23 protein-coding genes are annotated in these 25,348 nt (G+C 73.0%); 11 read left to right on the forward strand and 12 right to left on the reverse strand.

Features of this window, described 5'->3' with window-relative positions; all coding sequences use genetic code 11:
- Positions 1 to 77: 77 nt before the first annotated feature.
- A complete protein-coding gene (locus tag ABZ370_RS11260) occupies positions 78 to 704 on the forward strand; it encodes a TetR-like C-terminal domain-containing protein (RefSeq protein WP_358619116.1) in 627 nt (208 codons plus the stop codon).
- 43 nt (positions 705 to 747) lie between these two features.
- Here ABZ370_RS11260 and ABZ370_RS11265 read toward each other — a convergent pair whose 3' ends face one another.
- The 4 genes from ABZ370_RS11265 to ABZ370_RS11280 form a co-directional block, all read right to left on the reverse strand.
- A complete protein-coding gene (locus tag ABZ370_RS11265) occupies positions 748 to 1,353 on the reverse strand; it encodes a DUF305 domain-containing protein (protein WP_358619324.1) in 606 nt (201 codons plus the stop codon).
- Between the two features lie 107 nt (positions 1,354 to 1,460).
- Positions 1,461 to 2,129, reverse strand: coding sequence for a DUF3105 domain-containing protein (locus ABZ370_RS11270; RefSeq protein WP_358619118.1), 669 nt, complete (start codon positions 2,127 to 2,129; stop codon positions 1,461 to 1,463).
- A gap of 73 nt (positions 2,130 to 2,202) precedes the next feature.
- Positions 2,203 to 2,613: a hypothetical protein gene (locus tag ABZ370_RS11275; protein WP_358619120.1), complete on the reverse strand. Its 411-nt coding sequence runs from the start codon at positions 2,611 to 2,613 to the stop codon at positions 2,203 to 2,205.
- Positions 2,614 to 2,729: 116 nt separating this feature from the next.
- On the reverse strand, positions 2,730 to 3,074 hold the full coding sequence (locus ABZ370_RS11280; RefSeq protein WP_358619122.1) for a hypothetical protein: 345 nt from the start codon (positions 3,072 to 3,074) through the stop codon (positions 2,730 to 2,732).
- A 242-nt stretch (positions 3,075 to 3,316) separates the two neighbouring features.
- On the opposite strand from ABZ370_RS11280, the gene ABZ370_RS11285 reads away from it, so the two are divergent.
- Positions 3,317 to 4,027 (forward strand): hypothetical protein, encoded by a 711-nt coding sequence (locus ABZ370_RS11285; protein ID WP_358619123.1) that lies wholly within the window; start codon positions 3,317 to 3,319, stop codon positions 4,025 to 4,027.
- A gap of 90 nt (positions 4,028 to 4,117) precedes the next feature.
- Here the strand turns inward: ABZ370_RS11285 and ABZ370_RS11290 are convergent, their stop codons facing one another.
- A complete protein-coding gene (locus tag ABZ370_RS11290; RefSeq protein ID WP_358619124.1) occupies positions 4,118 to 5,818 on the reverse strand; it encodes a cellulose binding domain-containing protein in 1,701 nt (566 codons plus the stop codon).
- Between the two features lie 440 nt (positions 5,819 to 6,258).
- Between ABZ370_RS11290 and ABZ370_RS11295 the strand changes: the two genes are divergently transcribed.
- The 8 genes from ABZ370_RS11295 to ABZ370_RS11330 all read left to right on the forward strand — a co-directional run bounded on the left by ABZ370_RS11295 (position 6,259) and on the right by ABZ370_RS11330 (position 17,399).
- Entirely contained in the window at positions 6,259 to 8,256 is a 1,998-nt protein-coding gene (locus tag ABZ370_RS11295) for a TerD family protein (RefSeq protein WP_358619325.1), read from the forward strand.
- 228 nt (positions 8,257 to 8,484) lie between these two features.
- Positions 8,485 to 12,675: a bifunctional nitrate reductase/sulfite reductase flavoprotein subunit alpha gene (locus ABZ370_RS11300; protein ID WP_358619327.1), complete on the forward strand. Its 4,191-nt coding sequence runs from the start codon at positions 8,485 to 8,487 to the stop codon at positions 12,673 to 12,675.
- Between the two features lie 118 nt (positions 12,676 to 12,793).
- A complete protein-coding gene (locus ABZ370_RS11305; protein ID WP_358619125.1) occupies positions 12,794 to 13,186 on the forward strand; it encodes a helix-turn-helix transcriptional regulator in 393 nt (130 codons plus the stop codon).
- A 38-nt stretch (positions 13,187 to 13,224) separates the two neighbouring features.
- Complete coding sequence (gene modA, locus ABZ370_RS11310) at positions 13,225 to 14,046, forward strand: molybdate ABC transporter substrate-binding protein (protein WP_358619127.1); 822 nt, start codon at positions 13,225 to 13,227, stop codon at positions 14,044 to 14,046.
- A gap of 26 nt (positions 14,047 to 14,072) precedes the next feature.
- Entirely contained in the window at positions 14,073 to 14,900 is an 828-nt protein-coding gene (locus ABZ370_RS11315; protein WP_358619328.1) for an ABC transporter permease, read from the forward strand.
- A complete protein-coding gene (locus tag ABZ370_RS11320) occupies positions 14,897 to 15,985 on the forward strand; it encodes an ABC transporter ATP-binding protein (RefSeq protein ID WP_358619129.1) in 1,089 nt (362 codons plus the stop codon). The genes ABZ370_RS11315 and ABZ370_RS11320 overlap by 4 nt, the downstream gene beginning before the upstream one ends.
- A gap of 12 nt (positions 15,986 to 15,997) precedes the next feature.
- Complete coding sequence (locus ABZ370_RS11325; RefSeq protein WP_358619130.1) at positions 15,998 to 16,762, forward strand: hypothetical protein; 765 nt, start codon at positions 15,998 to 16,000, stop codon at positions 16,760 to 16,762.
- Positions 16,763 to 16,805: 43 nt separating this feature from the next.
- On the forward strand, positions 16,806 to 17,399 hold the full coding sequence (locus ABZ370_RS11330) for a hypothetical protein (RefSeq protein WP_358619131.1): 594 nt from the start codon (positions 16,806 to 16,808) through the stop codon (positions 17,397 to 17,399).
- 2 nt (positions 17,400 to 17,401) lie between these two features.
- On the opposite strand, the gene ABZ370_RS11335 is transcribed toward ABZ370_RS11330, so the two are convergent.
- Together ABZ370_RS11335 and ABZ370_RS11340 are read right to left on the reverse strand one after the other, a co-directional pair.
- Positions 17,402 to 18,454, reverse strand: coding sequence for an NAD(P)-dependent alcohol dehydrogenase (locus ABZ370_RS11335; RefSeq protein WP_358619133.1), 1,053 nt, complete (start codon positions 18,452 to 18,454; stop codon positions 17,402 to 17,404).
- Positions 18,451 to 19,311: a PhzF family phenazine biosynthesis isomerase gene (locus ABZ370_RS11340; RefSeq protein ID WP_358619135.1), complete on the reverse strand. Its 861-nt coding sequence runs from the start codon at positions 19,309 to 19,311 to the stop codon at positions 18,451 to 18,453. The genes ABZ370_RS11335 and ABZ370_RS11340 overlap by 4 nt, the downstream gene beginning before the upstream one ends.
- A gap of 84 nt (positions 19,312 to 19,395) precedes the next feature.
- On the opposite strand from ABZ370_RS11340, the gene ABZ370_RS11345 reads away from it, so the two are divergent.
- Positions 19,396 to 20,295 (forward strand): LysR family transcriptional regulator, encoded by a 900-nt coding sequence (locus ABZ370_RS11345; RefSeq protein ID WP_358619137.1) that lies wholly within the window; start codon positions 19,396 to 19,398, stop codon positions 20,293 to 20,295.
- 73 nt (positions 20,296 to 20,368) lie between these two features.
- Here ABZ370_RS11345 and ABZ370_RS11350 read toward each other — a convergent pair whose 3' ends face one another.
- From ABZ370_RS11350 to ABZ370_RS11370, 5 genes are all read right to left on the reverse strand, one after another.
- Complete coding sequence (locus tag ABZ370_RS11350; RefSeq protein ID WP_358619139.1) at positions 20,369 to 20,800, reverse strand: NUDIX hydrolase; 432 nt, start codon at positions 20,798 to 20,800, stop codon at positions 20,369 to 20,371.
- A gap of 87 nt (positions 20,801 to 20,887) precedes the next feature.
- Positions 20,888 to 22,042 (reverse strand): SPFH domain-containing protein, encoded by a 1,155-nt coding sequence (locus ABZ370_RS11355; protein WP_358619141.1) that lies wholly within the window; start codon positions 22,040 to 22,042, stop codon positions 20,888 to 20,890.
- 12 nt (positions 22,043 to 22,054) lie between these two features.
- The gene (locus ABZ370_RS11360) at positions 22,055 to 22,306 is read right to left on the reverse strand and encodes a hypothetical protein (protein ID WP_358619143.1); all 252 of its coding nucleotides are present in this window, start codon (positions 22,304 to 22,306) and stop codon (positions 22,055 to 22,057) included.
- 163 nt (positions 22,307 to 22,469) lie between these two features.
- Positions 22,470 to 23,114 (reverse strand): hypothetical protein, encoded by a 645-nt coding sequence (locus ABZ370_RS11365; protein WP_358619145.1) that lies wholly within the window; start codon positions 23,112 to 23,114, stop codon positions 22,470 to 22,472.
- A 70-nt stretch (positions 23,115 to 23,184) separates the two neighbouring features.
- Positions 23,185 to 25,284 carry a restriction endonuclease gene (locus ABZ370_RS11370; RefSeq protein ID WP_358619146.1) on the reverse strand — a complete coding sequence of 700 codons (2,100 nt, stop codon included), beginning with the start codon at positions 25,282 to 25,284 and terminating at the stop codon, positions 23,185 to 23,187.
- Positions 25,285 to 25,348: the final 64 nt, after the last annotated feature.

Below are 25,348 nucleotides of genomic sequence, written 5' to 3' on the forward strand. Positions count from 1 at the left end.
CGGGGTTTCGGTGGGACGTAGGGTCGGCCCGTTACGGACCCCTACCGCGGTACAGGAGACATGGCGGCTCACCAACCATGAACGCGCGACCATCCCACGGCTCGGCGCGCCCCGGCGGGCGCACGGCACGGACCCGCGCCGCCGTGCTGGCCGCCGTCTACGACGAACTGGGCGCCGACTCGTTCAGCGCGCTCACCCTCGACAAGCTCGCCCAGCGCTCCGGGGTGCACGTGTCGACCATCCGGCGGCGCTGGCGGACGGTGGAGGGGGTCGTCGTCGATCTGCTGGCCGAGCGTGCCTCCGCGCTGCCCACCCCCGACTCGGGCGACCTCCGGCGGGACTTGCGTGAACTCGCCCAGCTCATCGCCGACTTCAACAGCGCGCTGCGCAATCGCAATGTCATCCAGGGGCTGGTGGCGGCCGCCGCCCACGATCCACGGGGCGAGGAGATCCTCCGCGACACCTTCGTCGGCCGGGTCGACGAGCGGGCCGACATCGTGCGGCGCGCGATCGACCGGGGCGAACTGCCCGCGGACACCGACGCCAAGGAGGTCATCGCCGCACTGGCCGCGCCCTTCTACTACCGGGTGCTCATCCTGCGCGGGTCCATCGACGCCCGGCTGGTGCGGACCACCGCCGACGCGGTCTACCGGGCGGCGCGCGCGGGGGTGTTCGGCAGCGGGAACGACGCCCCCGGCCCGTGAGCTTTGGGCCGGGGGCGTCACCGGGGTGTCCCACCGGGGGTGTTCAGGAGCTCGCGCCGCGCTCCTTCAGCATGTCGGCCATCAGCTGGATCTCCGACTGCTGGGCCCGGACCATCGTCGTGGCCAGCCGCTTCTCGGGCCGGTCCGTGACCAGTTCGGCCGCGCCCTCCGCCATCGCGACACCGCCCTTGTGGTGGGCGGTCATCAGCTTCAGGTAGAGCACCTCGGCCGCCTTGCCCTTGGCCTCGCGCAGCTTGTCCAGCTCGGTGTTGGTGGCCATGCCGGGCATGAGCGAGCCGTCGTGCGGCTTGTAGGCGTGGTCCATGCCCTTCATCGAGCCGTGGCCCATGCCGTCCGTGCTGTCCATGCCTCCGGCGTTCTTCATCCACGTCATCGGCGCGTCCTCGGACGTCCGGTCCAGTCCCCACCGGTCCAGCCAGCCCTGGAGTATCCCGCGCTCGGTGGCCTGCGCCGTGAGGATGTCGAACGCCAGCCGCCGCACGTCCTCATTCCCGGTGCGGTCGCGCACGATGAGCGACATCTCCACCGCCTGCTGATGGTGGGTGGACATGTCGCGGGCGAAACCGGCCTCGGCGGAGGTGTCCTTCGGTGTGCCGGTGCCGGTGGTGCCCTCCGAGCGGTCGCTCATCAGCCACACCACCCCCACCGCCACCAGCGTCAGCACCGCGAGAGCGGCGGTGACGCCCGCCACCACCGGCTGCCGGGAGGCCCGGCCGAGGGCGGTGGTCCCGTCGGTCACGACGACTTCCCGTTGGTGCAGTAGGCGTTCGGCTCGGGGGTCTGCTTGCCCTGGACGAACTTCTTGAAGAACGTGGCCACCCGCGGGTCCGACGCCTTCTCGACCTTCAGCTGGTTGCCCCAGGCGTTGAGGACGATCGGCGTGTCCTGGTCCTGGTAGGGGCTCAGCAGCGAATACGGGGTCTTCTTCACCCGGTCCGTGAGCGCGGCGATGTCCTCCTTGGAGGCCTTGTCGCTGTAGGTCACCCACACCGCGCCGTGCTCCAGCGAGTGCACCGCGTTCTCCTTGGCCAGCGGCTTGGTGTAGACGTCGCCGTCGCAGTTCTGCCAGACCTGGCTGTGGTTTCCGCCGACCGGCGGCGACATCGCGTACTTCACGGTGCCGCCCACATGGGTGCGGCCCAGGTTCTTCCAGGTCTTCATGCCCTTGAACTCACCGGTCTTCGCGACCGACGAGGAGACCTTCGTGGCCTTCTCCTCCTTCTCGTTGCCCGCGTCGACCAGGAAGAAGCCGCCGACCGCCAGAGCGGCGACGATCACGGTGCAGGAGGTGATGGTGATGATCCGGTACCTGCGCTCACGGGCCTTCTCCGCGCGGCGCAGCTCTTCTATCTTGGCGCGGCGGTCGGCGGCCGCGCCCTTCGTCTTCGGTCCCTTGGAAGCCATGGCTGTCCAGTCCTCGCAGTTCTCGCACAGTCGCACTGAATGAGTGAAGTGATGGCGGAAGTCGGCGATCGGCCTAGGTGCGGAGTACTTGGAGCTGGTGAAGGCCGAGGGCGTGGACTTGGGTGTCGGGCGGCGCCCGTACGGAGTCCGTGGTCCGTGGGCCGTCCGGCGGCCGGAGTCCGGCGAGGGCGGGCGGCGGGACGGGGGCGGGGACCAGGGCGGGGTTTCCGCCGCGCGGACCGGCCACGCAGTCGTCGCCGCCGCCCGTCGGTCCCTCGTCCCCGGTGGCCGGGGCGAGGGGAGCGTCCGAGGCGTGCCCCAGTGGGGGCTGTTCGAGCCGGGGTTCGGCTATGAGACGGTGCGGGCAGCCCGCCGATATCGGCGGATGGTCGCCGCCCGAGTGGACGCACGACGGCGCCACCCAGAGCGCCACGGCGAGGAGCGCCACGGCACGCCTGAGCGCGGAGCGCGCGGTGGCTCGCACCCTGCGCATCCGTAAGCCCCCGTCTCCGCCCCGCCCTGTGCCCATCGCGCCAGATCGTAACCAGTGGGCCTGCCGGGGCTGAACGGGTAGGCGGCAATCACGTCAGCCGCGCCGGGTCAGACCTCGCTGACCGGGGCGATCAGCCCGGCGGTGGAGGCCGGGGGCACGGGGCCCACCCGGGCGCTGACCAGGTCGCCGCGCTCCAGGAAGCCCGTACCGCTCAGGTCGACGTGGACGCGCAGCCCGTAGATGTCGTCGGGGTCCAGCTCGCCCGGGACCGTGACGCTGAACGGGATGTGCCCGGCCGGGCTCAGCGGCACATCGGTCTGCACCTGCGCCCCCACCACGGAGGCGGACACATCGGCGCGGGACACGTTGCGCACCTCCACCACCACCCGGGCCGCCCGCACCGTGGGGGTGTCCGGGGGCAGGGACACGATGCCGCTCAGGACACTGCTCATGCGCGCCATTACATGCCACCCGCGCCCGGTGTGTAACACGGTCGGGGGTCCGGTACGGCCATCCGGGTGGCCGTGGGACTGCCCGTACACGCCCGTACACGCCCGTACACGCCCGTACACGCCGGTACCGATCCGGTCATGATCCGGTCATGAATGCGCTCCCGCGGACGTGGTGTGGCGTGCCCGCCCGCAGAATCGGGGGCGGAAGCTCACGGGGAGCGACCGCCAACGGGAGAACACAGATGAAGAAGATCGGCATCGTCGCCGTAGCCGCCGCCTCGGTGCTGCTGGCCACGGGCGGAGTCGCCCATGCCGCGAACAACGGGGTGGGCTGGAAGCTGGAGAGCGGCAGCCCGTACTACATCGAATCGCTGCGCCACCACTCCACGTACACCCTGTCGTTCGTGACGAAGACCGCCCGGGACCGGCTCACGCCGTATCTGAGGATTCCGGTCGCCCAGCTGAACGCCATGCCGGAGGTCAAGGCCGCGGGCATCACCTTCAAGCTGTCCACGACCATCGAGGGCGGCACGAACCTCAAGAACAAGAAGTACTGCGCGGGGTCCGCGAACCACATCATGTTCACGCTGGCCCACCGCCCGCTGAACGGCCGGAAGGGCATGTCACAGGCCAAGCCCTGCTACAACACCACCGACAACAGCGCCTGGGGCGGATACGTCCTGATGGACGACGAGTACTGGAACAGCGCGGGCAAGGAGAACGACTGGTTCGGCTCGGACAAGGCGAAGAACACCGCCATGACCCGCAACGCCATCACCCATGAGCTGGGCCACATGATGGGGCTGGACCACCCGGACCCGAAGTCCTTCGACCCGAAGGAGAACAAGCCGGTGATGACCTCGCCCAACGGCGGCTATCTCAACGCCAACGGCGGGAAGTACACGGCCGCGGACCAGCGCGGCATCAGGAAGCTCGTCTCCAACGGCGGCTGACGGCGGAGGCTGACCGCGTCGGCTGCTGACCGCCCCGACGGCACCGGACGCGGCCCGGAATCCCGGGCCGCGTCCGTCGGTGTGCGGCGCTCAGGCCGAGCAGCGCTCACCGTTCAGGGTGAAGGCGCGGGGCGGGGAGTTCCGGCCGTCCCAGGTGCCGAGGAAGCCCACGGAGAGGGGCTTACCGGCGTCGATCCGCTGGTTGTAGTCGGCCGGTGTGGCGGTCACCGTGGCACCGCGCTGGGTGAATTCGCCGTTCCACATCTGGGTGACGCGCTGGCTGCCGGGGAAGTCCCAGCTGACCCGCCAGCTGTCGAGCGCACTGCGGGAGGTCAGCGTGATCTCGGCCTTGAAGCCGTCGGGCCACTCGTTGACCACGTCGTAGCGGGCCGTGCAGGTGGGCTTGGACGGGGGCTTCCGGGTGGGGTCGGCGGGGGGCCGGTGGCCCTGGCCCGAGTCCTCCGGGGCGGACGAGGAGGCGGGCGGGTCCGTGCGCTTCCCGGCCTTCTCCCCCGTACGGCTCTCGCCCTCCGGGTCGTCCTTCCCGGCCTTGCCGCCCACGCCGTCGCCACTGCGGGAGGAGGACGGTTCTGTGGACCCGCCCGGGCTGCCGGGGGTCCCGGTGTCCGCCGGGGTGGTGTCCGGGGGCGTACCGCCCGGAGCGGTGGTGTCGCGGGCGACGCGGCCGGTGGCCTGCTCCTCGGTGCCGCCGCCGGACACCGCGGCGGTCCTGGTCAGCGCGACCGTCGTGGCCAGCGCCACGATGGCCACCACGGCCAGGGCGACCGTCGCCGTACGGGCCCTGCGCGAGCCGTGCACGGCTCGTCTGCGCCCGGTCGCGCCGAGTCTCTGACGCAGCAGGCGCGGCGCCATCGTCAGCGGGCCGCCGACCTTGTCCAGGACCTGGTCCCGTAACGGGATGCGGACGGCGTGCGAGGCCGGTGCGGTCGAGACGGAGGTGGCGCCCGGGGTCCGCTCGACGGCTCTTCGGCGCCGCGCCACGTACCCGTGCCCGCCCCAGCCCAGCACCCCGCCCGCCAGCGCGGTGGGCAGCCCGCCGCCGTGCAGATACAGACAGGCGGCGGCCTCGCGGCAGTTACGGCAGCGGGCCAGGTGCTGCCAGAGGTCCGCGGGGGAGTGGGCATCGGGCGAACGGGTGGCGGCGTCCAGCAGCTTGGCGTAGCTGCGGCACTCCTCATGCCCGAGGGTGTCCAGATGGTTGCGCTGGCAGCGCTGCCGGAAGGCGGCCCGCACCCGGGCGACCTCCTCGGTGGCGTACGCGATGTCGCCGCCCAGCTGCCAGGCCAGCGTCTCGACCGGCTGCGACTCCACCTCGATTTCCCACAGCAGCGCCCCGTCACGTTCCCCCAGGTCACGCAGCCCGCGCAGGGCGAGCGGCTGTTCGCGGGGCGGGACGGCGTAGCGGGCGACGCCGGTGGAGGAGAGCCAGACCCGCAGCTCCGGGTCGAGCCGGTCGCCGTCCCGGTGGGTGTGCCAGTCGGCGGCGGTCTTGCGTACGGAGGTCAGGAGCAGCGGCAGCCACGGCAGCCGCGGGCCCCAGGAGCGGGCCCGGCGGTTGCGGGCGGCCCTGATGCCGCGCCGGAACGCCTCGGTGGCCAGCCGCATGCCGTCTTCGGGGGTGGTGGTGCACAGGTTCGCGTAGTCGGCTACCGCGTCCCAGTAGAGGTTGAGCAGGGCCGTCGGGGAGACGGCGTCGGCGTCCGTTGCGGTGACGGACGCTTGACCGGGTGGCGCGAACGCGCCGTCCCGGGATGCCGAGTGGTCGGGCATGGAGGCACATTCCTCACTCACGAACAGTGGCGCCCCCGCCAGGGGGGCAAGCCTCTCACATGGGGCCGCGGGGTTGGGCAGCCAACAGCACAGATCTGACTCGGAGTTGGGGGTTCCCCTTCACGGGTGGGCCGAGCCTTTCACGTCCCCGAGTCGACTGACAAGAGACGATAGAGGAGTGGCGAAGGAGTTGTGTGCAAGGGGTTCGGACCAACGTCACATATGGCTGTGACGCATCGTCAGAAAGCAGTCTGACGCCTTATCAGCGACCAGGATTTCGCGCGCCGCCCCGGGGGGCAATCGCCCCATCACCCCGCGAAACGCGTGGTTCGGGAGTTAAGGTTCACTCCACTTATGCGGATGTAGCCATCACGCATCGCGGGTAGCCGCACGGGCAGTTCCACAGCGGCTGTGCACATTGGGGGGAACCAATGCACGAGATGATCAAGGGCGGCAACGTCGGACTCGCCGCGCTGAGCGAGGACACCGGCTCGGTGATTCTGAGCCTGGGCTGGTCCACCGCCACCGGGGAGGGGGACGCGGACGTCTCCGTCCTGCTGCTGAACGCGGGCGGCAAGGTGCGCGGCGACGCGGACTTCTACTTCTACAACAACCCGGCCGCCGCCGACGGCAGTGTCCAGCTGCTCGGCAAGGCGCCCACCGCCGACGGCAGCGAGGACCGCATCGGCCTCGACCTGACCGCCGCCCCGGCCGACGTCGACCGCATCGTCGTGGCGGCCAGCCGGTACGGCGGCGCCCGCTTCGGCGACCTCGCGGACCTGCGGATGACGCTCGCCGACCGGGCCGGGGAGACCTTACTCGGGTTCACCATCGAGGACGCGAGTGTGGAGACCGCGTTCATCTTCGGGGAGCTCTACCGGCGCGGCGAGGAGTGGAAATTCCGGGCCGTCGGTCAGGGATACGAGTCCGGGCTGGCCGGGCTGGCGTCGGACTTCGGCATCGACATCGACGATGACGCTGCCGACGCTGACACTGATGATGCCGCTGACGCCGAGGACGCGGTGCCCGAGGAGCCCGTCGCCGTCGAGCAGGAGGCGTCGCCCGCCGCGCCGCCGACCGTCCCCGCCCAGGCGGCGGCACCGGCGGCGGAACCCGCGTCGCGGCGTCCCCGTACGGCGAAGAAGAAGGTCACGCTCCCCAGGGTCGCCAAGAAGTCGCTCGCCGAGAACGACTCCTGGCGGCGGGCCCGGCTCTTCCCGGCCTCCTCGCTCAAGAGCGACCGGGAGCGCGAGACGCGGGCGACGTCCGTGCTGCTGTCGGTGATCGCCCAGGTGCCGGAGTTCGGGCGTCGGCTCACCGCCGCCTTCGGCGCACCGGCGGGCCGTATGGAGACCTTCACGGAGGTCTCGCTGCCGCACGGTGACTCCCCCAAGCGCCCCGACGGTGTGATCCGCGTCGAGCGGGCGGGCAAGCTCTGGACCGCCCTGGTCGAGACCAAGACCAACGGCAATCCGCTCAAGTCCGAGCAGGTGCAGGACTACATGGACATCGCGGCCCGGCGCGGCTACGAGGCCGTCATCACCCTGTCCAACGATGTCGCCCTGGAAGGCAGCCCGCTGGTCGACATCAAGATCGACGGGCGGCGCAAGCACAAGGTGGCGCTCTGGCATCTGTCCTGGGCCGAGGTGGCCCATCACGCCCAGATGCTCATCCGGCACGAGGGCGTCGGCAACCCCGCCCACGCCTGGCTGCTCCAGGAGCTGCTGCACTATCTGCAGCATGAGAACTCCGGCTGCCACGGCTTCCAGAACATGGGCCCGGCCTGGGTGCCGGTGCGCAACGGCATCGACGACGAGACCCTGTGCCACGGCGATCAGCGCGCCGTCGACGTCGTCGAGAGCTGGGAGAGGCTGATCCGCCAGGTCTGTCTGCGGCTCGGCGGCGAGCTGGGCCAGCGGACGCTGCCCGTCCAGCGCGCCAAGCGCGGCAGCGACCAGGTCTCCCGCCGCGAGGCCCTCGCCGAGCAGCTCTGCCAGGACGGCCGTCTCCACGCCGAGCTGCGCGTCGAGGGCACCGCCGGAATCCTGGCGATCGTCGCCGATCTGCGCACCGGCAGGCTGCGCACCTCCATCGAGCTTCCGGTGCCCGACCAGGGTTACCCCCTGACCTGGGTCAAGCGCCTGGTGCGTCAGCTGGCCGAGGCCCCGGCCGATCTGCACATCGAGACCCTTGTGGAGGGGGAGGGCGGCGGTCCGCGCGGCACGCTGGAGCGGCTGCGCCCCGAGCCCGGGAATCTCCTGCCCAAGGACGGCGACCGGATCACCGGTTTCCGGCTGTCCCTCTTCAAGAGCATGGGCAGCACCCGTGGCAACGCCGAGTCGGGCTTCATCCGCAGCGTCGACGACGCCGTGGACCGCTTCCACGCCGGGGTCGTCGACCGGCTGGAGCGCCGGGCGGTACGCCGGGGCGCCGAGTAGGCCCGGCGGGAAGCGGCGGGAAGCAAAGCTCACAGGCGGCGGAAGGGGACTGTGCAGGGGACGTAATCGCCCGCGATCGGCGGCTGTGACGCGCTCGCAACCGGGATTTTTTACGGTGTGCGGCAGTGGGAGAGGCCCACCGCGAGCGTGAGAGGGGCATCCGTGACGGCATCGGCTCGGTCGGCGGGTCCGGCACGCACCGGCCCCGCCGAGGGGACGGCGCGATCGGTGCGGACCGTGTGCTCCTACTGCGGCGTCGGGTGCGGCATCGTGCTCGACGTCGGGCAGGACGCCGACGGGCGGCGGACGGTGCTGAAGGCGTCCGGGGACAAGGCGCACCCCGCCAACGCGGGGCGGCTGTGCACCAAGGGCGCCACCAGCGCGGAGATGCTCCGGGCGGCCGGGCGGCTGGAGACGGCGCTGTCGCGGGACGACCGGGGCACGGAACCGGCGGCGGCCGGGGTGGACGAGGCGATCACCGCGACCGCCCGGCGGCTGCGGGCGATCCTCGACGAGCACGGGCCGGACGCGCTCGCCTTCTATGTGTCCGGGCAGATGACGCTGGAGGCGCAGTACCTGGCCAACAAGCTGGCCAAGGGGTTCATCGGCACCAACCGGATCGAGTCCAATTCGCGGCTGTGCATGGCGAGCGCGGGCAGCGGCTACAAGCTGTCGCTGGGGGCGGACGGGCCGCCCGGGTCGTACCAGGACTTCGAGCACGCCGATGTGTTCCTCGTCACCGGCTCCAACATGGCCGACTGCCATCCGATCCTCTATCTGCGGATGATGGACCGGGTGAAGGCGGGCGCCAAGCTGATCGTGGTCGATCCGCGGCGCACCGCGACCGCCGCCAAGGCGGATCTGTTTCTGCAGATCAAGCCCGGTACGGACCTCGCGCTGCTGAACGGGCTGCTGCGGCTGCTCGTCGACGGCGGCTACACCGATCAGGGGTTCATCGACGAGCACACCGAGGGCTGGGACGCCCTGCCCGGCTTCCTCGACGACTACCCGCCCGAACGGGTCGCGGAGATCACCGGCATCCCCGAGGACGACATCCGCGCGGCGGCGCGGTGGATCGGGGAGGCCGGGGAGTGGATGAGCTGCTGGACGATGGGGCTCAACCAGTCCACCCATGGCACCTGGAACACCAATGCCCTGGTCAACCTGCATCTGGCCACCGGCGCGATCTGCCGCCCCGGCAGCGGCCCCTTCTCGCTCACCGGCCAGCCCAACGCGATGGGCGGCCGCGAGATGGGGTACATGGGGCCGGGGCTGCCCGGGCAGCGGTCGGTGCTGGACGCGGAGGACCGGGCGTTCACCGAGGAGCTGTGGGGCATCGCGCCCGGCACCCTGCGCGCGGACGGCGCCGGGCAGGGCACCGTCGACATGTTCCGGCGCATGGCGGACGGCGAGATCAAGGCGTGCTGGATCATCTGCACCAACCCCGTCGCCTCGGTCGCCAACCGCCGGACGGTGATCGAGGGGCTGGAGGCGGCCGAGTTCGTCGTCACCCAGGACGCCTTCGCCGAGACCGAGACGAACGCCTACGCGGACGTGGTGCTGCCCGCCGCGATGTGGGCCGAGGCCGACGGCGTGATGATCAACTCCGAGCGCAACCTCACCCTCGCCCGGCAGGCGGCCGACCCGCCCGGCGAGGCGCTGCCGGACTGGCGGATCATCGCCCGGATCGCCTGCGAGATGGGGTACGGGGACGCCTTCGGCTACGACAGCGCGGAGGAGATCTTCGAGGAGATCAAGCGCACCTCGAACCCGAAGACCGGCTACGACCTGCGCGGGGTGACCTACGAGCGGCTGCGCGAGACCCCGGTGCAGTGGCCCGCCGCGTCCGGTGACGGCGACGACCGCAACCCGGTCCGCTACCTCAACGACGGTGTCAGCCAGACCCTCGCCGTACGGGAGGACGGCACCCGGCCCCGGCTGGTCTTCCCCACGCCGAGCGGCCGCGCGGTCTTCCACGCCCGCCCGCACCTGGACGCCGCCGAGCTGCCGGACGACGACTTCCCGTTCCTCCTGAACACGGGGCGGCTGCAGCACCAGTGGCACACGCTCACCAAGACCGGCAAGGTCGCCAAGCTGAACAAGCTCAACCCGGGGCCGTTCGTCGAGCTGCATCCGCGGGACGCGGAGGAGCTGGGCGTCGGCGAGGGCGACGCGGTGGAGGTGGCCTCGCGGCGCGGGCGTGCGGTGCTCCCGGCCGTGGTGACGGACCGGGTGCGGCCGGGGAACTGCTTCGCGCCGTTCCACTGGAACGACCTGTTCGGCGAATACCTCAGCGTCAACGCGGTCACCCACGACGCGGTCGACCCGGTGTCCTTCCAGCCGGAGTTCAAGGTGTGCGCGGTGTCGCTGGCCAAGGTCGCCTCGGCCCCGCCCCGGCTCGCCCCGGCGGCCCCCGGCGCGGCGCACACGGCGGCGGTCGGCGTCCCCGGCGCGGCCGCCCCGACGGAGACGGCCCCCGTGGACACGGCCGCCGTGGCCGACGGGCTTGCCGCCGCGTTCGGGGTCGCCGACCTCGCGCCGCCCGCCCTCACCGAGCCCGAGCGCCAGTACCTGCGCGGCTTCCTCGCCGGGCTCCCCGGCACGGCCGCGGGCCCGGGCGCCCCGGCCGTGCCCGCCGCCGTCCCCGTACTCCCCCCTGACGCCCCCTTCTCGTCCGCGCACGCCCTGTGGGTCAACGGCGTCCTGGCCGGGGCCTTCTCGCGGGCCGCCGTGCCCGCCACCGCCGCCCCGACGACGGCCCCCGACACCTCCGCACCCGACCCCGCCATCCGCGACGTGGTCGTCCTGTGGGCCTCCCAGACCGGCAACGCCGAGGACGTCGCCGGTGCCGCCGCCCGCCGCCTCGCCGACACCGGACGGCAGGCCCGCCTGCTGGAGATGGAGGGCCTCGCCGCCGCCACCCTCCCCCGCACCGCCGACCTCCTCGTCATCACCAGCACCTTCGGCGACGGCGACGCCCCCGACAACGGCTCCGGCTTCTGGGAGTCCCTGGCCGCCCCCGACGCGCCCCGCCTGGACGGCACCCGCTACGCCGTCCTCGCCCTCGGCGACTCCTCCTACGACGACTTCTGCGGCCACGGACGCCGCCTGGACGAACGCCTCGACGAACTGGGCGCCGTACGCCTCGCCCCGCGCACCGACTGCGAACCGGACTACGACGAGCCCGCCCGCGCCTGGCTGGACACCGTCCTCGACGCCCTGGGCGCCGCGGCCGCCGCGCCGCCCCCCAAGGCCCCGCCGGCACCGGCCCCGCAGGCCCCCGCCCGCCCCTCCAAGGCCGCGCCCTTCACCACCCGCCTCACCGGCAACCGGCTGCTGAGCCTGCCCGGAGCGGCCAAGGAGGTGCGGCAGTTCGCGTTCGACACCGGCGACGGCACGCTCGCCTACGAGGCCGGGGACGCGCTCGGGGTCCAGCCCGAGAACTGCCCCGGGCTGGTCGCCGAATGGCTCGCCGCCACCGGCCTCGACCCGGCCGCCGAAGTGGCCGTCTCCGGCCCCGGCTCCGACGTGCGCGCGATGCCGGTCGCCGACGCCCTCCGCCACCATCTGGAGATCGCCAAGATCACCCCGGATCTGCTGCGCTTCGTCCTCGACCGCACCCACGACCACGACCTCAAGCGGCTGCTGCGCCCGGACAACAGGGACGGTCTGGCCCAGTGGACCTGGGGCCGCCAGGCCGTGGACCTCCTCGCCGAACACCCGGTGCGCGCCTCCGCCCAGGAGTGGGCCGACGTCCTCAAACGGCTCCAGCCCCGGCTGTACTCGATATCCTCCAGCCCCCTCGCCCACCCCCACGAGGTGCGGCTGACTGTCTCCGTGGTGCGCTTCGAGAGCCGCGGCGGGACGCTCCGCAAGGGCGTCGCCTCCACCCACCTCGCGGACGCCGACACCGACCACCCCGTGCCCGTCTTCGTGCAGCGCACGCCCGCCTTCCGGCCCCCGGCCGACCCCACGACACCGATGGTGATGGTCGGCCCCGGCACCGGCGTCGCCCCGTTCCTCGGCTTCCTGGAGGAGCGCCGGGCGCGCGGCGCGACCGCCCCCAACTGGCTGTTCTTCGGCGAACAGCGGCGCGCCACCGACTTCTACTACGAGGACGAACTCGACCAGTTGCGCCGCCACGGCACGCTCACCCGGCTCGACACCGCCTTCTCCCGCGACCAGCGGTCCAAGGTGTACGTCCAGGACCGGATGCGCGAACACGGCGCCCGGCTGTGGTCCTGGCTCCAGGACGGCGCCCACTTCTACGTCTGCGGGGACGCCACCCGGATGGCCAAGGACGTCGACCGGGCGCTGCGCGACATCGCCGTCGCCCACGGCGGACTCGACGAGGACGCGGCCGAGGTGTACGTCAAGCAGCTCGCCGCCGACAAGCGCTACGGCCGCGACGTGTACTGACGCGCGTACCGATCCCCGGCATCCCAAACGCATCTGCCAGGGTTCGTTGCCCGATCGTTGGGCCGATGCAACCCAATAGATGATCCAGGCCTCGCAAACGCGCTCGTATCATGGGCGGATGCACACGTACCGGATCGGAGACGCGGCGGCCCTGATGGGCGTCAGCGCCGACACCCTGCGCCGCTGGGTCGACAGCGGACGGCTCACCGCCGAGCGGGACGAACAGGGCCGCCGGATCATCCCGGGCCCGGCGCTGGCCGCGTTCGCCCGGGAGCTGAGCCGCGGCTCGGACCGGGAGGGCAACGGCGTCTCGTCGGCCCGCAACCGCTTCGCGGGCATCGTCACCGAGGTGATCCTCGGCGATGTGTCCGCGCAAGTGGAGATCCAGGCGGGACCGTTCCGGGTGGTGTCCATGATCAGCCGGGAATCCGCGGAGGAGCTGAAGCTCGAACCGGGCGTCCCCGCGGTGGCCGTGATCAAGTCGACCAACGTGGTCGTGGAGAAGCCGTGAGCGCGGCCCCGCCGCGCCCACCGACGAGGGAGAAACCTGTGACGACCCGTTCCGTGCCCCACCGCACCCTGCGCATTGCCGGTGGCCTCACCGTGGCGGCGCTGGCGCTGTCCGCCTGTTCCTCCGGCGGTTCCGGCGACACGAAGAAGGACGGCGGCGCATCCTCGGACGGCTCGAAGAAGGTGTCCGGCACGGTCACGGTCTTCGCCGCCGCCTCGCTCAAGGAGAGCTTCACCGAGCTGAAGAAGACCTTCGAGAAGGAACACCCCGGCACCAAGGTGACGTTCAACTTCGGCGGCAGTGACGCCCTCGCCGCCTCCATCACCTCCGGCGCCCCCGCCGACGTGTTCGCCGCCGCGAGCCCGAAGACCATGAAGACGGTCACCGACGCGGGCGACGCCAAGGGCACCCCGTCGACGTTCGTCCGCAACCAGCTGGAGATCGCGACCCTCCCCGGCAACCCGAAGAAGATCACCAACTTCGAGGACCTCACCAAGGGCGGGCTGAAGGTCGCGCTGTGCGCCAAGGAGGTGCCGTGCGGCTCCGCCGCGCAGAAGGTGCTGGACGCGGAGCACCTGAAGCTCACGCCGGCCAGCTATGAGCAGGACGTCAAGGGCGCGCTGACCAAGGTGGAGCTGAAGGAGGTGGACGCGTCCGTGGTCTACAAGACCGATGTGAAGGCGGCGGGCGGCAAGGTCGAGGGCGTGGAGTTCCCGGAGTCGGAGAAGGCCATCAACGACTACCCGGTCGCCCTGCTGAAGAAGGCGCCCAACGCCGACGCGGCCTCCGCCTTCATCGACCTCGTGAAGTCCCCGCAGGGTCAGAAGGTGCTGACCAAGGCGGGCTTCCTCAAGCCGTGACCACTTCCGCCCCGCAGGACGGCCAGATCCTCGAAGACGAGCGGCGGCGGCGCGGACGGGGGCGGCGGCCCCGGTCCGGTGTTCCGCTGCCGCTGCTGCTGCCCGCCCTCGCCGGGTTCGCCTTCCTCGTCCTGCCGCTGGCCGCGCTGCTGGTCCGGGCGCCCTGGCGGTCGCTGCCGGATCAGCTGACCAGCGTCGAGGTGTGGCAGGCGCTGCGGCTGTCGCTGATCACCGCGACCGCCGCGACCGCCGTCGCGCTGGTGCTGGGCGTACCGCTGGCCTGGCTGCTGGCCCGGGCCAGCTTCCCCGGCCGCCGCATGGTGCGCGCCCTGGTGACGCTGCCGCTGGTGCTGCCGCCGGTGGTGGGCGGTGTGGCGCTGCTGCTGGCGCTGGGCCGCAACGGGATCGCGGGCCGCTGGCTGGACTCCGCGTTCGGCATCACCCTGCCGTTCACCACGGCGGGGGTGGTGGTGGCGGAGGCGTTCGTGGCGATGCCGTTCCTCGTCATCAGCGTCGAGGGCACGCTGCGGGCCGCCGACCCGCGGTACGAGGAGGCCGCCACCACCCTCGGCGCCTCCCGCTTCACCGCCTTCCGGCGCGTCACCCTGCCGATGATCGCCCCCGGTGTGGCGGCCGGTGCGGTGCTGGCGTGGGCGCGGGCGCTGGGCGAGTTCGGCGCCACCATCACCTTCGCGGGCAACTTCCCGGGCCGCACCCAGACCATGCCGCTGTCCGTCTACCTCGCGCTGCAGAGCGACCCGGCCGCCGCCATCGCGCTGAGCCTCGTCCTGCTCGCCGTATCCGTCGCGGTCCTGGCCGGGCTGCGCGACCGCTGGATGGGAGCCTCCTCGTGACCACCCGCACCTCCGAGACCGGGCGGCACACCGGCGGCCTCGACGCCCATCTCGTCGTGGACCGCGGCGACTTCCGGCTCGATCTGCGCCTTGCCGCCGCCCCCGGCGAGGTGGTCGCCCTGCTCGGCCCCAACGGCGCGGGCAAGACCACCGCGCTGCGCGCCCTGGCCGGGCTCACCCCGCTCACCGCGGGCGAACTGCGCCTGGACGGGCGGGCGCTGGAGGAACCGGCACGGCGGCTGCGGATCGCGCCCGAGGCCCGCCCGGTCGGCGTCGTCTTCCAGGACTATCTGCTCTTCCCGCACCTCACCGCCCTCGACAACGTGGCCTTCGGCATCCGCTGCCACGGCGTCCCCAAGGCCGAGGCCCGCGCCCGGGCCGCCGACATCCTGGCCCGGATGGGCCTTGAGACCCACGCGGGCGCCAAACCGCGCCGGCTGTCCGGCGGCCAGGCCCAGCGCGTCGCCCTCGCCCGCGCCCTGGCCGTACGCCCCCGGCTGCTGCTGCTGGACGAGCCGCTGGCCGCGCTGGACGCCCGTACCCGGCTCGACGTACGCGCCGGACTCCGCCGCCACCTCGCCGAGTTCGAGGCGGTGGCCGTCCTGGTCACCCATGACCCGCTGGACGCGATGGTGCTCGCCGACCGGCTCGTCGTGGTCGAGGACGGCCACGTCGTCCAGGACGGCACCCCGTCCGAGGTGTCCCGGCGGCCCCGTACCGACTACATCGCCAGCCTCGTCGGCCTCAACCTGTACCAGGGGCGCGCCGAGGGCCACACGGTGCGGCTCGACAGCGGTACGGCCATCACCACCGCCGACGACCTCCACGGCCCGGCCTTCGTCGCCTTCCCGCCCGCCGCCGTCACCCTCCACCGCGACCGCCCCGAGTCCAGCGCCCGCAACGCCTGGCGCGCCGAGGTCACCGGCCTGGAGTCGCACGGCGACCAGATCCGCGTCGCCCTCACCGGCGAACTGCCCCTCCTCGCCGACCTCACCACCGCCGCCGTGGCCGACCTCGGCCTCCACCCGGGCCGCACGGTCTGGGCCACCCTCAAGGCGGCCCAGACACACGCCTATCCGGCCTGAGAGAATGCCCCCGTGAACGAACGGGGCGCGCGCGGCGGGCGTGTTGAGCGGAACCGGGCATGGCGGCGGCACCTCATCGCGGCGGCGGTGAGCTGTCTGGCCCTCGGGGTGGCCTTCGCCCATCTCGTCGCCCCCGACCTGAAAATCGACAACGTCACCGTCGCGCTGCTGGTCATCGCCGTCGTGCCGTGGCTCCGCGACCTCTTCACCAGCATCGAACTGCCCGGCGGGCTCAGGGTCGAGTTCCGGGACGTCGAGCAGCGCATCGAGGCGGCCGAGGCCATGGCCGACGCCGCGCTCGTGGGCGGCGGCGAGGGCCCGGGGGAGACCGACGACCCGACGGCCCGGGACGAGGTGCGCAGGCTGGCCGCCGAATACCTGTCGGTGCGTGAGTCGATGCGCGCCGGATCGGCCCGTACGCAGCGCATGAACGGCATCCTGGCGCGCCTGGTACGCACCACCCAGCGCCTCGCCGACCCCCCACTGGCCGACTGGCTCGCGTCACCGGACGGCGGCCTGCGGCTCGCGGCCTACGCGCGCCTGTACGCCGTACCGGACGCGGCAGCGCTGCGCGCTCTGGCGGACGCCGTCGTCGACGAGCCCCAGCCGTTCGGCCAGTACTGGGGGCTCCGCGCGCTCGACAAGGCCGTGGACCTCGTCGGCCCCGACGAGGTGCCGTCGGCGGTCGTCCGGCGCCTGGAGGACTGCCGCCCGGGCGGCGCCGACCGGAGGCATCTGCTGCGGCGCCTGACCGCGAAGATCCACGGCCTCCCGTAGGGGCACATGGGCGCTGTCCGAACCCCCTTGTAGCGTCCGGCCCATGACGACTTCCGCATCACTTCTCGACCGTCTCAAGGCCGACCGCAAGGCGGACATGCTGGCCTGCTTTCCCTTCGAATTCGACATGCTCACCGGCTTCGGGCCCGTCACCCACTGCGAACCGGTGTGGCTGTTCTCCGGCGCCCCGCTGGAGCCGATCGCGAAGGACGACGGTGGCGGTACGTACTTCCTCTGCGGGCACGGCGACGGCGAGGACCGCCCGGTGCTCCTCGCCGACTCGGAGGGCCACTGCGGGTTGATGGGCGCGACCCTCCGCGACGCGCTGCTCCTGATGATCGGGCTGTCGTGCGCCGGGGAGGCCCTGTACCGGGAGGGGCAGGGCCGGACGATGGACGAGCAGGCGCTCGAAGCCCTGCGCGCCGAGTACGACGCGGAATTCACCGAGGAAGCCGACCTCGAAGAAGGAGCCATCCCCGCGATGCGGGCCGAACTCCTCGAACGCCTCGGCCTGGCCCCGCTCCCGCCCCTGACCGAGCTGCTGGAGCGGGAGCGCGCGCTCAAAGCGCTGCAACCCCAGTACGCGCTCGTCAACGAGGAGGGCATGCTCTATCAGGGGGGTTACGGGGACGACTGAGATCACGTATCCGTGATGACCACCTTCCCGAAGTGGCCCCGGCCCGCGAAGTGGCGGTAGGCGGCGGGCGCTTCCGCGAACGGGAAGGCGCGGTCGATCACCGGACGCAGCCGGTGCCGCTCGATCGCCCGGTTCATGTCCTCGAACATGTCCCGGCTGCCCACGTACATCCCCTGGAGCGTGATGCCCTTGCGCACCACCGCGATCGGATCGACCCCGTCGCCGTCGGCCAGCACCCCGATGACGCTGATCCGCCCGCCGGTGCGGACGGCGGTGAGCGACTGGGGCAGCGTGCCCGCCCCGCCGACCTCCACCACATGGTCCACGCCGCCGCCGGTCGCCTCGTACACCGCCTGCCCCCACGCGGGCGTCCGCACGTAGTCGACCCCGTCGGCCGCGCCGAGCGCGCGCAGCCGGGCCAGCTTGGCGTCGCTGCTGGAGGTGGCGACGACATGGGCGCCGCCCAGCGCCGCGAACTGCAGCGCGAAGAGCGACACACCGCCGCTGCCCAGCGTCAGCACCGTCTGCCCGGGAGCCACTTGGCCCGCTGCCACCACGGTGTGCCAGGCGGTCACGGCGGCGCAGGGGAGGGTGGCGGCCTCGGCGAAGTCCAGCGGCGCGGGGACGGCGACCAGGGCGTCCTGGTCGAAGAGGACGTACTGGGCGAGTACGCCGTCGGACGGGCCGCCGAGCGCGCCCGCGGTCCGCTCCGCGGTGGCCGGGCCGGAGATCCAGTGCGGCATGAAGATGCCCACCACCCGGTCCCCGGCGGACCACCGGGTGACCTCGGCGCCCGCGTCGGCCACCTCGCCCGCGCCGTCGGACAGCGGCACCAGGCCGGGGGTGAGGGTGCGCCCGTAGGTGTCCGAAGCGATCATCAGGTCGCGGTAGTTGAGCGACCAGGCGCGCATCCGGACGAGCACCTCGCGCGGCCCGGGGGCGGGCAGTTCGCGTTCGGCGGGGCGGAGGGCGTCCACGCCGGTGAAGCGGGGCAGCTGGTAGTAGCGGTTGATCGTCCGTGTCGTCCGTGTCGTCCGTGTCGTCCGTGTCGTCATGCGGGAATCCTCACCGCGTGGCCGCTGACGCGGACGCGGGTGTCGTCGGGAGTGATGTCGACCAGAAGTTCGCTGGGCCGCCCCATGTCTTCGCCCTGCCGGATGCGGACCCGGGCCGCCTCACCGACCAGGCCGGTCGCGCGCAGATAGCCGCCGAAGGCGGCGGCCGCTGCGCCGGTGGCCGGGTCCTCGACGACACCGCCCACCGGGAACGGATCGCGGGCGTGGAAGTCGAGCCGGTCCGGGTCCGGGCGGTGCACCAGGTGCACGGTGGTCCAGCCGCGCCGCCGCATCAGCTCCTCCAGCGCGCCGTAGTCGTAGGCGAGGTCGGCGAGCCGGGCCCGGGTGGCGGCGGCCAGGACGAGGTGGTCGTTGCCCGCGAACGCCACATGCGGGGCGAGGGCCGGGTCGAGGTCGTCCCCGGACCAGCGCAGCGCGGCCAGCGCGGGCGCGACCTCGGTGGCCTCGTCGGCGGGGCGCGACCGGGTGGGCACGGAGGTGAGGGTGGCGTACCGCACCCCGCCGTCCGTGCTCGTCGCCACCCGGACCTCGCCCGCCGCCGTGTCGAGGACCAGCTCGCCGGGGCCGTCCCGCTCGGCGAGGGCCACGGCGGCGGCGACGGTGGCGTGCCCGCAGAAGGCGACCTCGGCGCGCGGGCTGAAGTACCGCACCCGGTAGCGGCGCGGGGTCGTCCCGTGCGCGGTGAGGAACGCGGTCTCGGAGTCCCCGACCCGGGCGGCCAGCGCCACCATGGCGGCGTCGTCCCCGGCGAGCGCCCCGGCGTCGAGGACCACCCCGGCGGGGTTGCCACCGGAGGGGTGGGTGGTGAAGGCGGAGTAGCGCAGCACTTCGGTCATGCCCTCCAGGCTTCCACCGGGAGCCCATCGCGTCCAACGATTCCTTTCGCTGGCCGCCATCGGTAAACCCGATAGCCTGGCGGTGTGGACACCAGACTTCTGCGGACGTTCGCGGCCCTGGCCAGGACCGGGAGCTTCACCGCCACCGCCGCCGAGCTGCATCTCGCCCAGTCCACGGTCACCGTCCAGGTCCGCACCCTGGAACGGGAGCTGGGCGCCCGCCTCTTCGACCGGCTGCCCACCGGCGCCGTCCCCACCAGCGCCGGGCGGCGGCTGCTCACCGACGCCGAGGACGTCCTCGACGCCGAGGCGCGGCTGCGCGCGGCGGCCGCGGGCGTCGCCGGGGCCGGGGGCACCCCGGAAGGGCAGGTCGCCCTCGGCGCGGGCGAGTCCCTGTGCGCCTCCCGGCTGCCCCGGGTGATCGCCTCCCTCGCCCGCAGCCACCCCGGTATCGAGCTCAACCTCCACCCGGCGGGCAGCGCCGCCGCCGTCGAGGGGCTGCGCGCGGGCCGCCTCGACCTCGCGCTCCTGCTGGAGCAGCGGGTCGACCACGCCGACCTCGCCGCCCGCGCACTCGCCCGCGAGCCGCTGGTCTATCTCGCCGCCCCCGGCCACCCGTTCGCGGACCGCACCGTGGGCTGGGCCGAGCTGGCCCGGCAGACCTTCTTCGTCCACGAGGAGGGCTGCTCGTACAGCGACCACCTGGTGCGCACCCTGCGTACCGTCCCCGGCCCGCCGCCCCGCCTCACCCGCTTCGGCAGCATCGAGGCCGCCCGCTGCTGCGTCGCCGCCGGGCTCGGCCTCACCCTGCTGCCGCGCGCCACGGTCGTACGCCAGCTGGCCGAGGGCAGCCTCGCCGAGGTCCACGGCCCCGAGATCCCGCCGGTCCCGATCCAGCTGACCCGCGCCCGCCGCCGCTGGACCAGCCCCGCTGCCCAGGCGGTCGCCACCGAACTGGCCCGCCTCATCCCGGGCGACGACTGACGCCCGGGATTACCGACGCCTGGGATTACCGACGCCTGGGATTACCGACGCCCGGGATTACTGACGCCCGGGGTTACAGCAGCCGCAGGCCGTCGTGGGCGCGGACGGTGGGCGGGGCGGCGGTGTCGAGCGCGTCCAGGATGCGGGCCGCGTACGCCTCGCACGCCAGGTCCGGCACCTCCGCCCGGGTCGCCCAGCGCCAGGCCCGGGTGCGCGGGCCGGTGGCGGGCGTGCCGTCGGCGGCCCGGCAGCGGAACACGAGGGAGACGGCCAGCCCGTTCATGTCCTTGTAGACCCCGGTGAGGGCCGCCGGCAGCTCGATCTTCACCCCGGTCTCCTCCAGGAGCTCGCTCCGCAGGGCGTCGGGGATCGTCTCGTCCGGGCCGAGCGGCCCGCCCGGCGGCTCCCAGGTACTGCTGTCCCGGCGCTTGATCAACAGCGCCCGGTCCCGCTCGTCGACGATGACTCCGGCGACGTTCACTGTGTGCGGGCGTTCCACGGTCACGTTCCTCGGCCCTCTCGACTGGCTGCGCGGCCCTCACGGTAGCCCAAGTCCCTTGGCCGCCTCGGCGATCGGCCTCGGCGACGGGCCTCAGCGGATGTCGACCACGCCGTCGTCCGGCCGGGCACCGTTCCGGCCGCCGCCCGCACCCGGGGACGGCGTCTCCGCGTCGCCCAGGTTGCGCCGCACCGAGTCCAGGATGGTCAGACCCTGGCCCACCAGCCCGGCCGCGATCTCGCCCAGTCCGTCCGCGCCGTTGAGGACGTTGACGTTGGCGCCGGCCAGACCCGACGAAGCCTCCTTGACGATCTGCGGCAGCTGATCGATGAGCATGCGGTCCAGCGCGACCCGGCCGTGCGAGGCCGCCGCCTCGGCCTGGATCTTCATCCGCTCCGCCTCGGCCGTCGCCAGCACCCGGATGCGCTCGGCCTCGGCCTCGGCGGGCTTCACGATCTCGGCCACCAGCTCCTGCTGCCGCAGAGCGGCCGCCCGCTGCGCCAGCTCGGTCTGCGCGGCCAGCACTTCCTGCTGGGCGTGGGCCTGCGCCAGCGGTCCGGCCTGGGCGGCCTCGGCCTGTGCGCGGTCCACCTCGGCGTTGTACCGCGCCTGCACGATGGCGGTCTGCCGGGCGTATTCGGCCTGGTTGCGGGCCGCCTCCTGCTGCGCCTCGGACGACGCCTGGGTGGCCTGCGCCTGCGCGATCTGGGCCTGCCGCTGGATGGCGGCCTTGTGCGGGGCGGACATCGCGTCGATGTAGCCGGCGTCGCCGTCGTCGATGGACTGGATCTGAAGCGAGTCCACGATCAGGCCGATCTTCGCCATCTCGGCCTTGGAGGTGTCCAGCACCTCGGTGGCCAGCTTCTGCCGCTCGGTGATGATCTCCTCGACGGTCATCGAACCGATGATGGCCCGCAGATGACCTGCGAAGATGCGGCCGGTGAGGATGGACATCTGCTCCTGGTCGGAGAGGAAGCGCTGTCCGGCGTTGACGATCGACTCGGTGTCGTTGCCGACCTTGAAGGCGATCACCGAGCGGACGGTCAGCACGATGCCCTGCCGGCTGACGCACGTCTCGGCGACCTCCGCCTCGCACATCGCCAGCGTCAGGAAGCGCACCTTACGGAAGACGGGCAGCACGAACTTGCCGTGGCCGGTCACCACCCGGAACGGCGCGCCCCCCTGGCCACGCCTGCCTCCGGATATCAGCATCGCCTGGTCGGGCGCGGGAACGCGGTAACCGAACATCGTTCGTCTCCCTCACGCTGCGCCGCCGGTCACGCCGGTCGACGCGTTCAATGGGTCGGCCCACTCCATGACATCGACCTCCCGGGTGCCCCGGGAGTCGATGACCAGCACGGAGGCCCCCTGCGGCAGGGGGTCGGAGGACCAGGCGAGGAAGGTCTCCGAGCCGCCCCGTACGCGTACCAGGACCTCGCCGGGACCGGCGGTCCCCCGGGTGCCGATGACCAGCACCCCGGTACAACCGATCACGGACTCGTCCCGCGCCATGTGACGGTGTCCCCCTCGTCAGGTGCACTGAATTCCGACTTTAGCTCGCTCTTGTGACACCGGATACGGGGAAGCGCGGCCATTACGCGGCTCTTACCGTTCCGGGTCCGAATCGCGATGTAAGCCCACGTGAGCCCCGGCGCGCCGACGCTTTACTGCGAGGCTACGAGGCGGTGTCCTCGAAGTACGCGTCCAGGACCTCGTCCAGCTTCGCCGTCCAGTCCTTGAGGGCGCCGCGGGCCGGGGCCTCGACGTCGGCGGTGTACCAGCGGCGGGCGGTCGTGTAGACGGTGACGCTGAAGCGGCGGCCGAAGCGGGGGGTGTCGATCTCCACCGCGCCGATCTCGTCCCAGGAGAACTCGGCGTTCTCGCCGTCCAGCTGGAAGGCGACGCCGGAGCGCCCGGCGGTGATCGAGCCGCGGCGGTCGGAGACCTCGAAGACCGGCCCGTCCTCGGCCGCCTCGTCGTCGTCCCCGGCCTCGTCCTCGGCCTCGTCCTCGGCCTTGTCGTCGGCCTCGTCGTCAGCCTTGTCGTCGGCCTGTTCCTCCGGCTCTTCCGGCGTCTCGGCGTCTGCTTCAGCCGCCTTCGCTTCCTCCGGTTCCTCCGGCTCGGGGCCGGTCTCGGCAGAGGGCCGGTCGGCGGCCTCTTCCGGGGCTTCCGGGGCTTCTGGGGCCTCCTGGGCCGTCTTCGCCTCCGCGGTCGCCTCCTCGGTGGCGTCCGGGCGCGGGGGCGTCAGGCCGGGGATGTGCCCCGGATCGGTCCCGGCGGCGGGTACGGGCGGGATCATCGGACCTATGCGCTGCTCCACGCCCGGCAGTATGTCGGATGAAGCTGTGCCCGCGACACCCACTCCCCGACTGTTCCGCCGCGCGTCACGGTCAGGCGACGTCGATGCCGTACTCCCGGACCAGCGCCTCCAGCCCGCCCGGGTAGCCCTTGCCGCCGATCACGAAGTCCCAGTCGCCGCCCGCGCGGCGCCGGAACGAGCCCAGGACCAGGGCGGTTTCGCCGGGGCGGCCGTCGGAGACCTCCAGTTGGCCGAGTTCGGCGCCCGACGCGTCCAGGAGCCGTATCCGGGCGTCGGCGAAGCCGGACAGGTCCGCCCCGGGGTCGGCCTCGGGGTCGACGGCCGCGGCGAGGACGAGGCGGTCGGCCTCGGGCGGCAGGGCGTCGAAGGCGACGCGGACCGCCGCCCGGTCGGGGGCGGTGGCGGGGAGCGCGCTGACGGTGCCGTCGGGGGTGCGGGGGTTGTTGAAGAAGACGAAGTGGTCGTCGCTCAGCACCCGGTCGCCGTCGCAGACGAGGGCGCAGACGTCGAGGGCGACCGCACCCGACCAGGACATGCCCAGCACGTTGTGGTCGGGCGGCCCGGCGGCGGAAGCGGGCCCGGGCGCGGTGGCGCCGTCGCCCAACCGCCCGCGCAGCCCATGGCGGTGGAGCAGGTCGACCAGCTCCGCCCCGGACACCAGCTCCAGCGGCTTCCCGCGCGCGAAGGTGTGCGAGCCGGGGCCGAACCGCGAGGTGGTGACCAGGACGCCCTTGTTGGCGCCGCTGCCTTGGACCGTGCCGTACAGATCGCGCACCGCGGTCGGCGGCACCGTGCCGCGGTAGCGCTTGACCTGCACCACGATCCGGCCGCCCCGGATCGGCGTGGGGTCCATGGCCTCCACGTCCACCCCGCCGTCGTTCGAACGCCGGGTCGTCACCGCCCGCATCCCCATGGCCCGGAACAGGTCCGCGACCAGCGACTCGAAGGCGATCGGGTCCATCGCGTGCAGATCCGGCTCGTCGCCCCCGCCCTGGGTGAGGACACCGGAGCCGACCTCGTCCGGCGTCCGCCCGGGGGCTACGGCGGCGCGCTGGTCGGGGCGGGTGGACAACCGGCCGCGTACGCCGTCGACCAGGCACTCCACCGCGCTCACCTGCTCCAGCCGCAGTGCGGCGAAGTCGGTACGGCTCACCGTGACGGTCGCCAGGACGATCCGGGCGCGGTGGCCGGTGGCCGGATCGTGGTCGTCCACGAACCCGTTCAGCGCGACCGATTCCAGCGCGCCCGACGCGTCCGCCGCGAACAGGTCGCGCAGCGCCAGCAGCACGCACTGCGCGAGCACGTCCCGGTACAGCGCCCGGCGCTGGGTGGCCGGGCGCGCCGTCTCCCGGTCCTCGTCGGCGGAGGGCATGTACCGCACCGACTTGGTCTCCGGGACGATGTCGTAGCGCGGCAGCTCCCAGTCCACGACGAGCTGGCGCGCGGCCGGGTCGTACGCGGCGGACATCTCGCGGGGCGGGCCCTCCGGCCACACCGGGGAGGCGTAAGCGGAGTGGTAGAGCGCCGCCGTGAAGTACTCCACCACCGCCTCGGGATCACCGGCCCGCACCTCGGCGGCCAGCTCCGCCGCGCCCTCGTTGTGCCGCCGTATCTCCGCGAGCCGCTGGGCGGCCCACCGCTCGTACTGCCGCTCGTACGCCGCCAGCTGCCGCACCCGTTCGGCCTCCGCCGCCTGCGCGGCGCGCCAGTCCCGCTCGTACCGCTCCCGCGTCTCCTCCCGCTCCCGGCGCCCGGAGCCGAGGCCCCAGCCGCCGCCCTGCGGCGGGTAGTGCCGCTGGTCGGGCATCGGTACGGGGTGGGCCAGCGCGCCCGGGTCGAACGGCTCGACACGCTCCGGCTGTTGGAGTCCGTCCGGGCGGAACGCCGGGGCCCGGCACCCGGCCGCCAGCAGCGACCGCAACGCCTCGACCCGCGCCTCCAGCTCCTCCGTACGCCGCCGCGCGTCCGCCTCGCGCTGCCGCCGGTACGCCGCCTGCCGCTCCCGCTGGTCGCGCCCCCGCTCCCGCTCGGCGGCCCGCAGCCGCCGCACTTCCTCGCGCTCCCACTCCCGTTCCCGCTGGATTCGCGCCCGCTCCTGCGCCTCGCGCTGGCGCTGCGCCTCGGCCCACAGGGAGATCAGGCCGCTGGAACGACCGGAGTGACGGCTCATATACGACTCCCCCCGGGACCCCACCGGACCCCACCCTCGCGCCCGGCCCCCAACCAGCGGTAAC

Source organism: Streptomyces sp. NPDC005962, assembly GCF_040629205.1.
Lineage (GTDB): Bacteria > Actinomycetota > Actinomycetes > Streptomycetales > Streptomycetaceae > Streptomyces.

Coding starts and splice junctions, on each gene's coding strand:
- ABZ370_RS11260 (WP_358619116.1), top strand. CDS start 78: ATGAACGCGCGACCATCCCACGGCTCGGCGCGCCCCGGCGGGCGCACG.
- ABZ370_RS11265 (WP_358619324.1), bottom strand. CDS start 1,353: ATGAGCGACCGCTCGGAGGGCACCACCGGCACCGGCACACCGAAGGAC.
- ABZ370_RS11270 (WP_358619118.1), bottom strand. CDS start 2,129: ATGGCTTCCAAGGGACCGAAGACGAAGGGCGCGGCCGCCGACCGCCGC.
- ABZ370_RS11280 (WP_358619122.1), bottom strand. CDS start 3,074: ATGAGCAGTGTCCTGAGCGGCATCGTGTCCCTGCCCCCGGACACCCCC.
- ABZ370_RS11285 (WP_358619123.1), top strand. CDS start 3,317: ATGAAGAAGATCGGCATCGTCGCCGTAGCCGCCGCCTCGGTGCTGCTG.
- ABZ370_RS11290 (WP_358619124.1), bottom strand. CDS start 5,818: ATGCCCGACCACTCGGCATCCCGGGACGGCGCGTTCGCGCCACCCGGT.
- ABZ370_RS11295 (WP_358619325.1), top strand. CDS start 6,259: ATGATCAAGGGCGGCAACGTCGGACTCGCCGCGCTGAGCGAGGACACC.
- ABZ370_RS11305 (WP_358619125.1), top strand. CDS start 12,794: ATGCACACGTACCGGATCGGAGACGCGGCGGCCCTGATGGGCGTCAGC.
- ABZ370_RS11330 (WP_358619131.1), top strand. CDS start 16,806: ATGACGACTTCCGCATCACTTCTCGACCGTCTCAAGGCCGACCGCAAG.
- ABZ370_RS11335 (WP_358619133.1), bottom strand. CDS start 18,454: ATGACGACACGGACGACACGGACGACACGGACGACACGGACGATCAAC.
- ABZ370_RS11340 (WP_358619135.1), bottom strand. CDS start 19,311: ATGACCGAAGTGCTGCGCTACTCCGCCTTCACCACCCACCCCTCCGGT.
- ABZ370_RS11355 (WP_358619141.1), bottom strand. CDS start 22,042: ATGTTCGGTTACCGCGTTCCCGCGCCCGACCAGGCGATGCTGATATCC.
- ABZ370_RS11360 (WP_358619143.1), bottom strand. CDS start 22,306: ATGGCGCGGGACGAGTCCGTGATCGGTTGTACCGGGGTGCTGGTCATC.
- ABZ370_RS11370 (WP_358619146.1), bottom strand. CDS start 25,284: ATGAGCCGTCACTCCGGTCGTTCCAGCGGCCTGATCTCCCTGTGGGCC.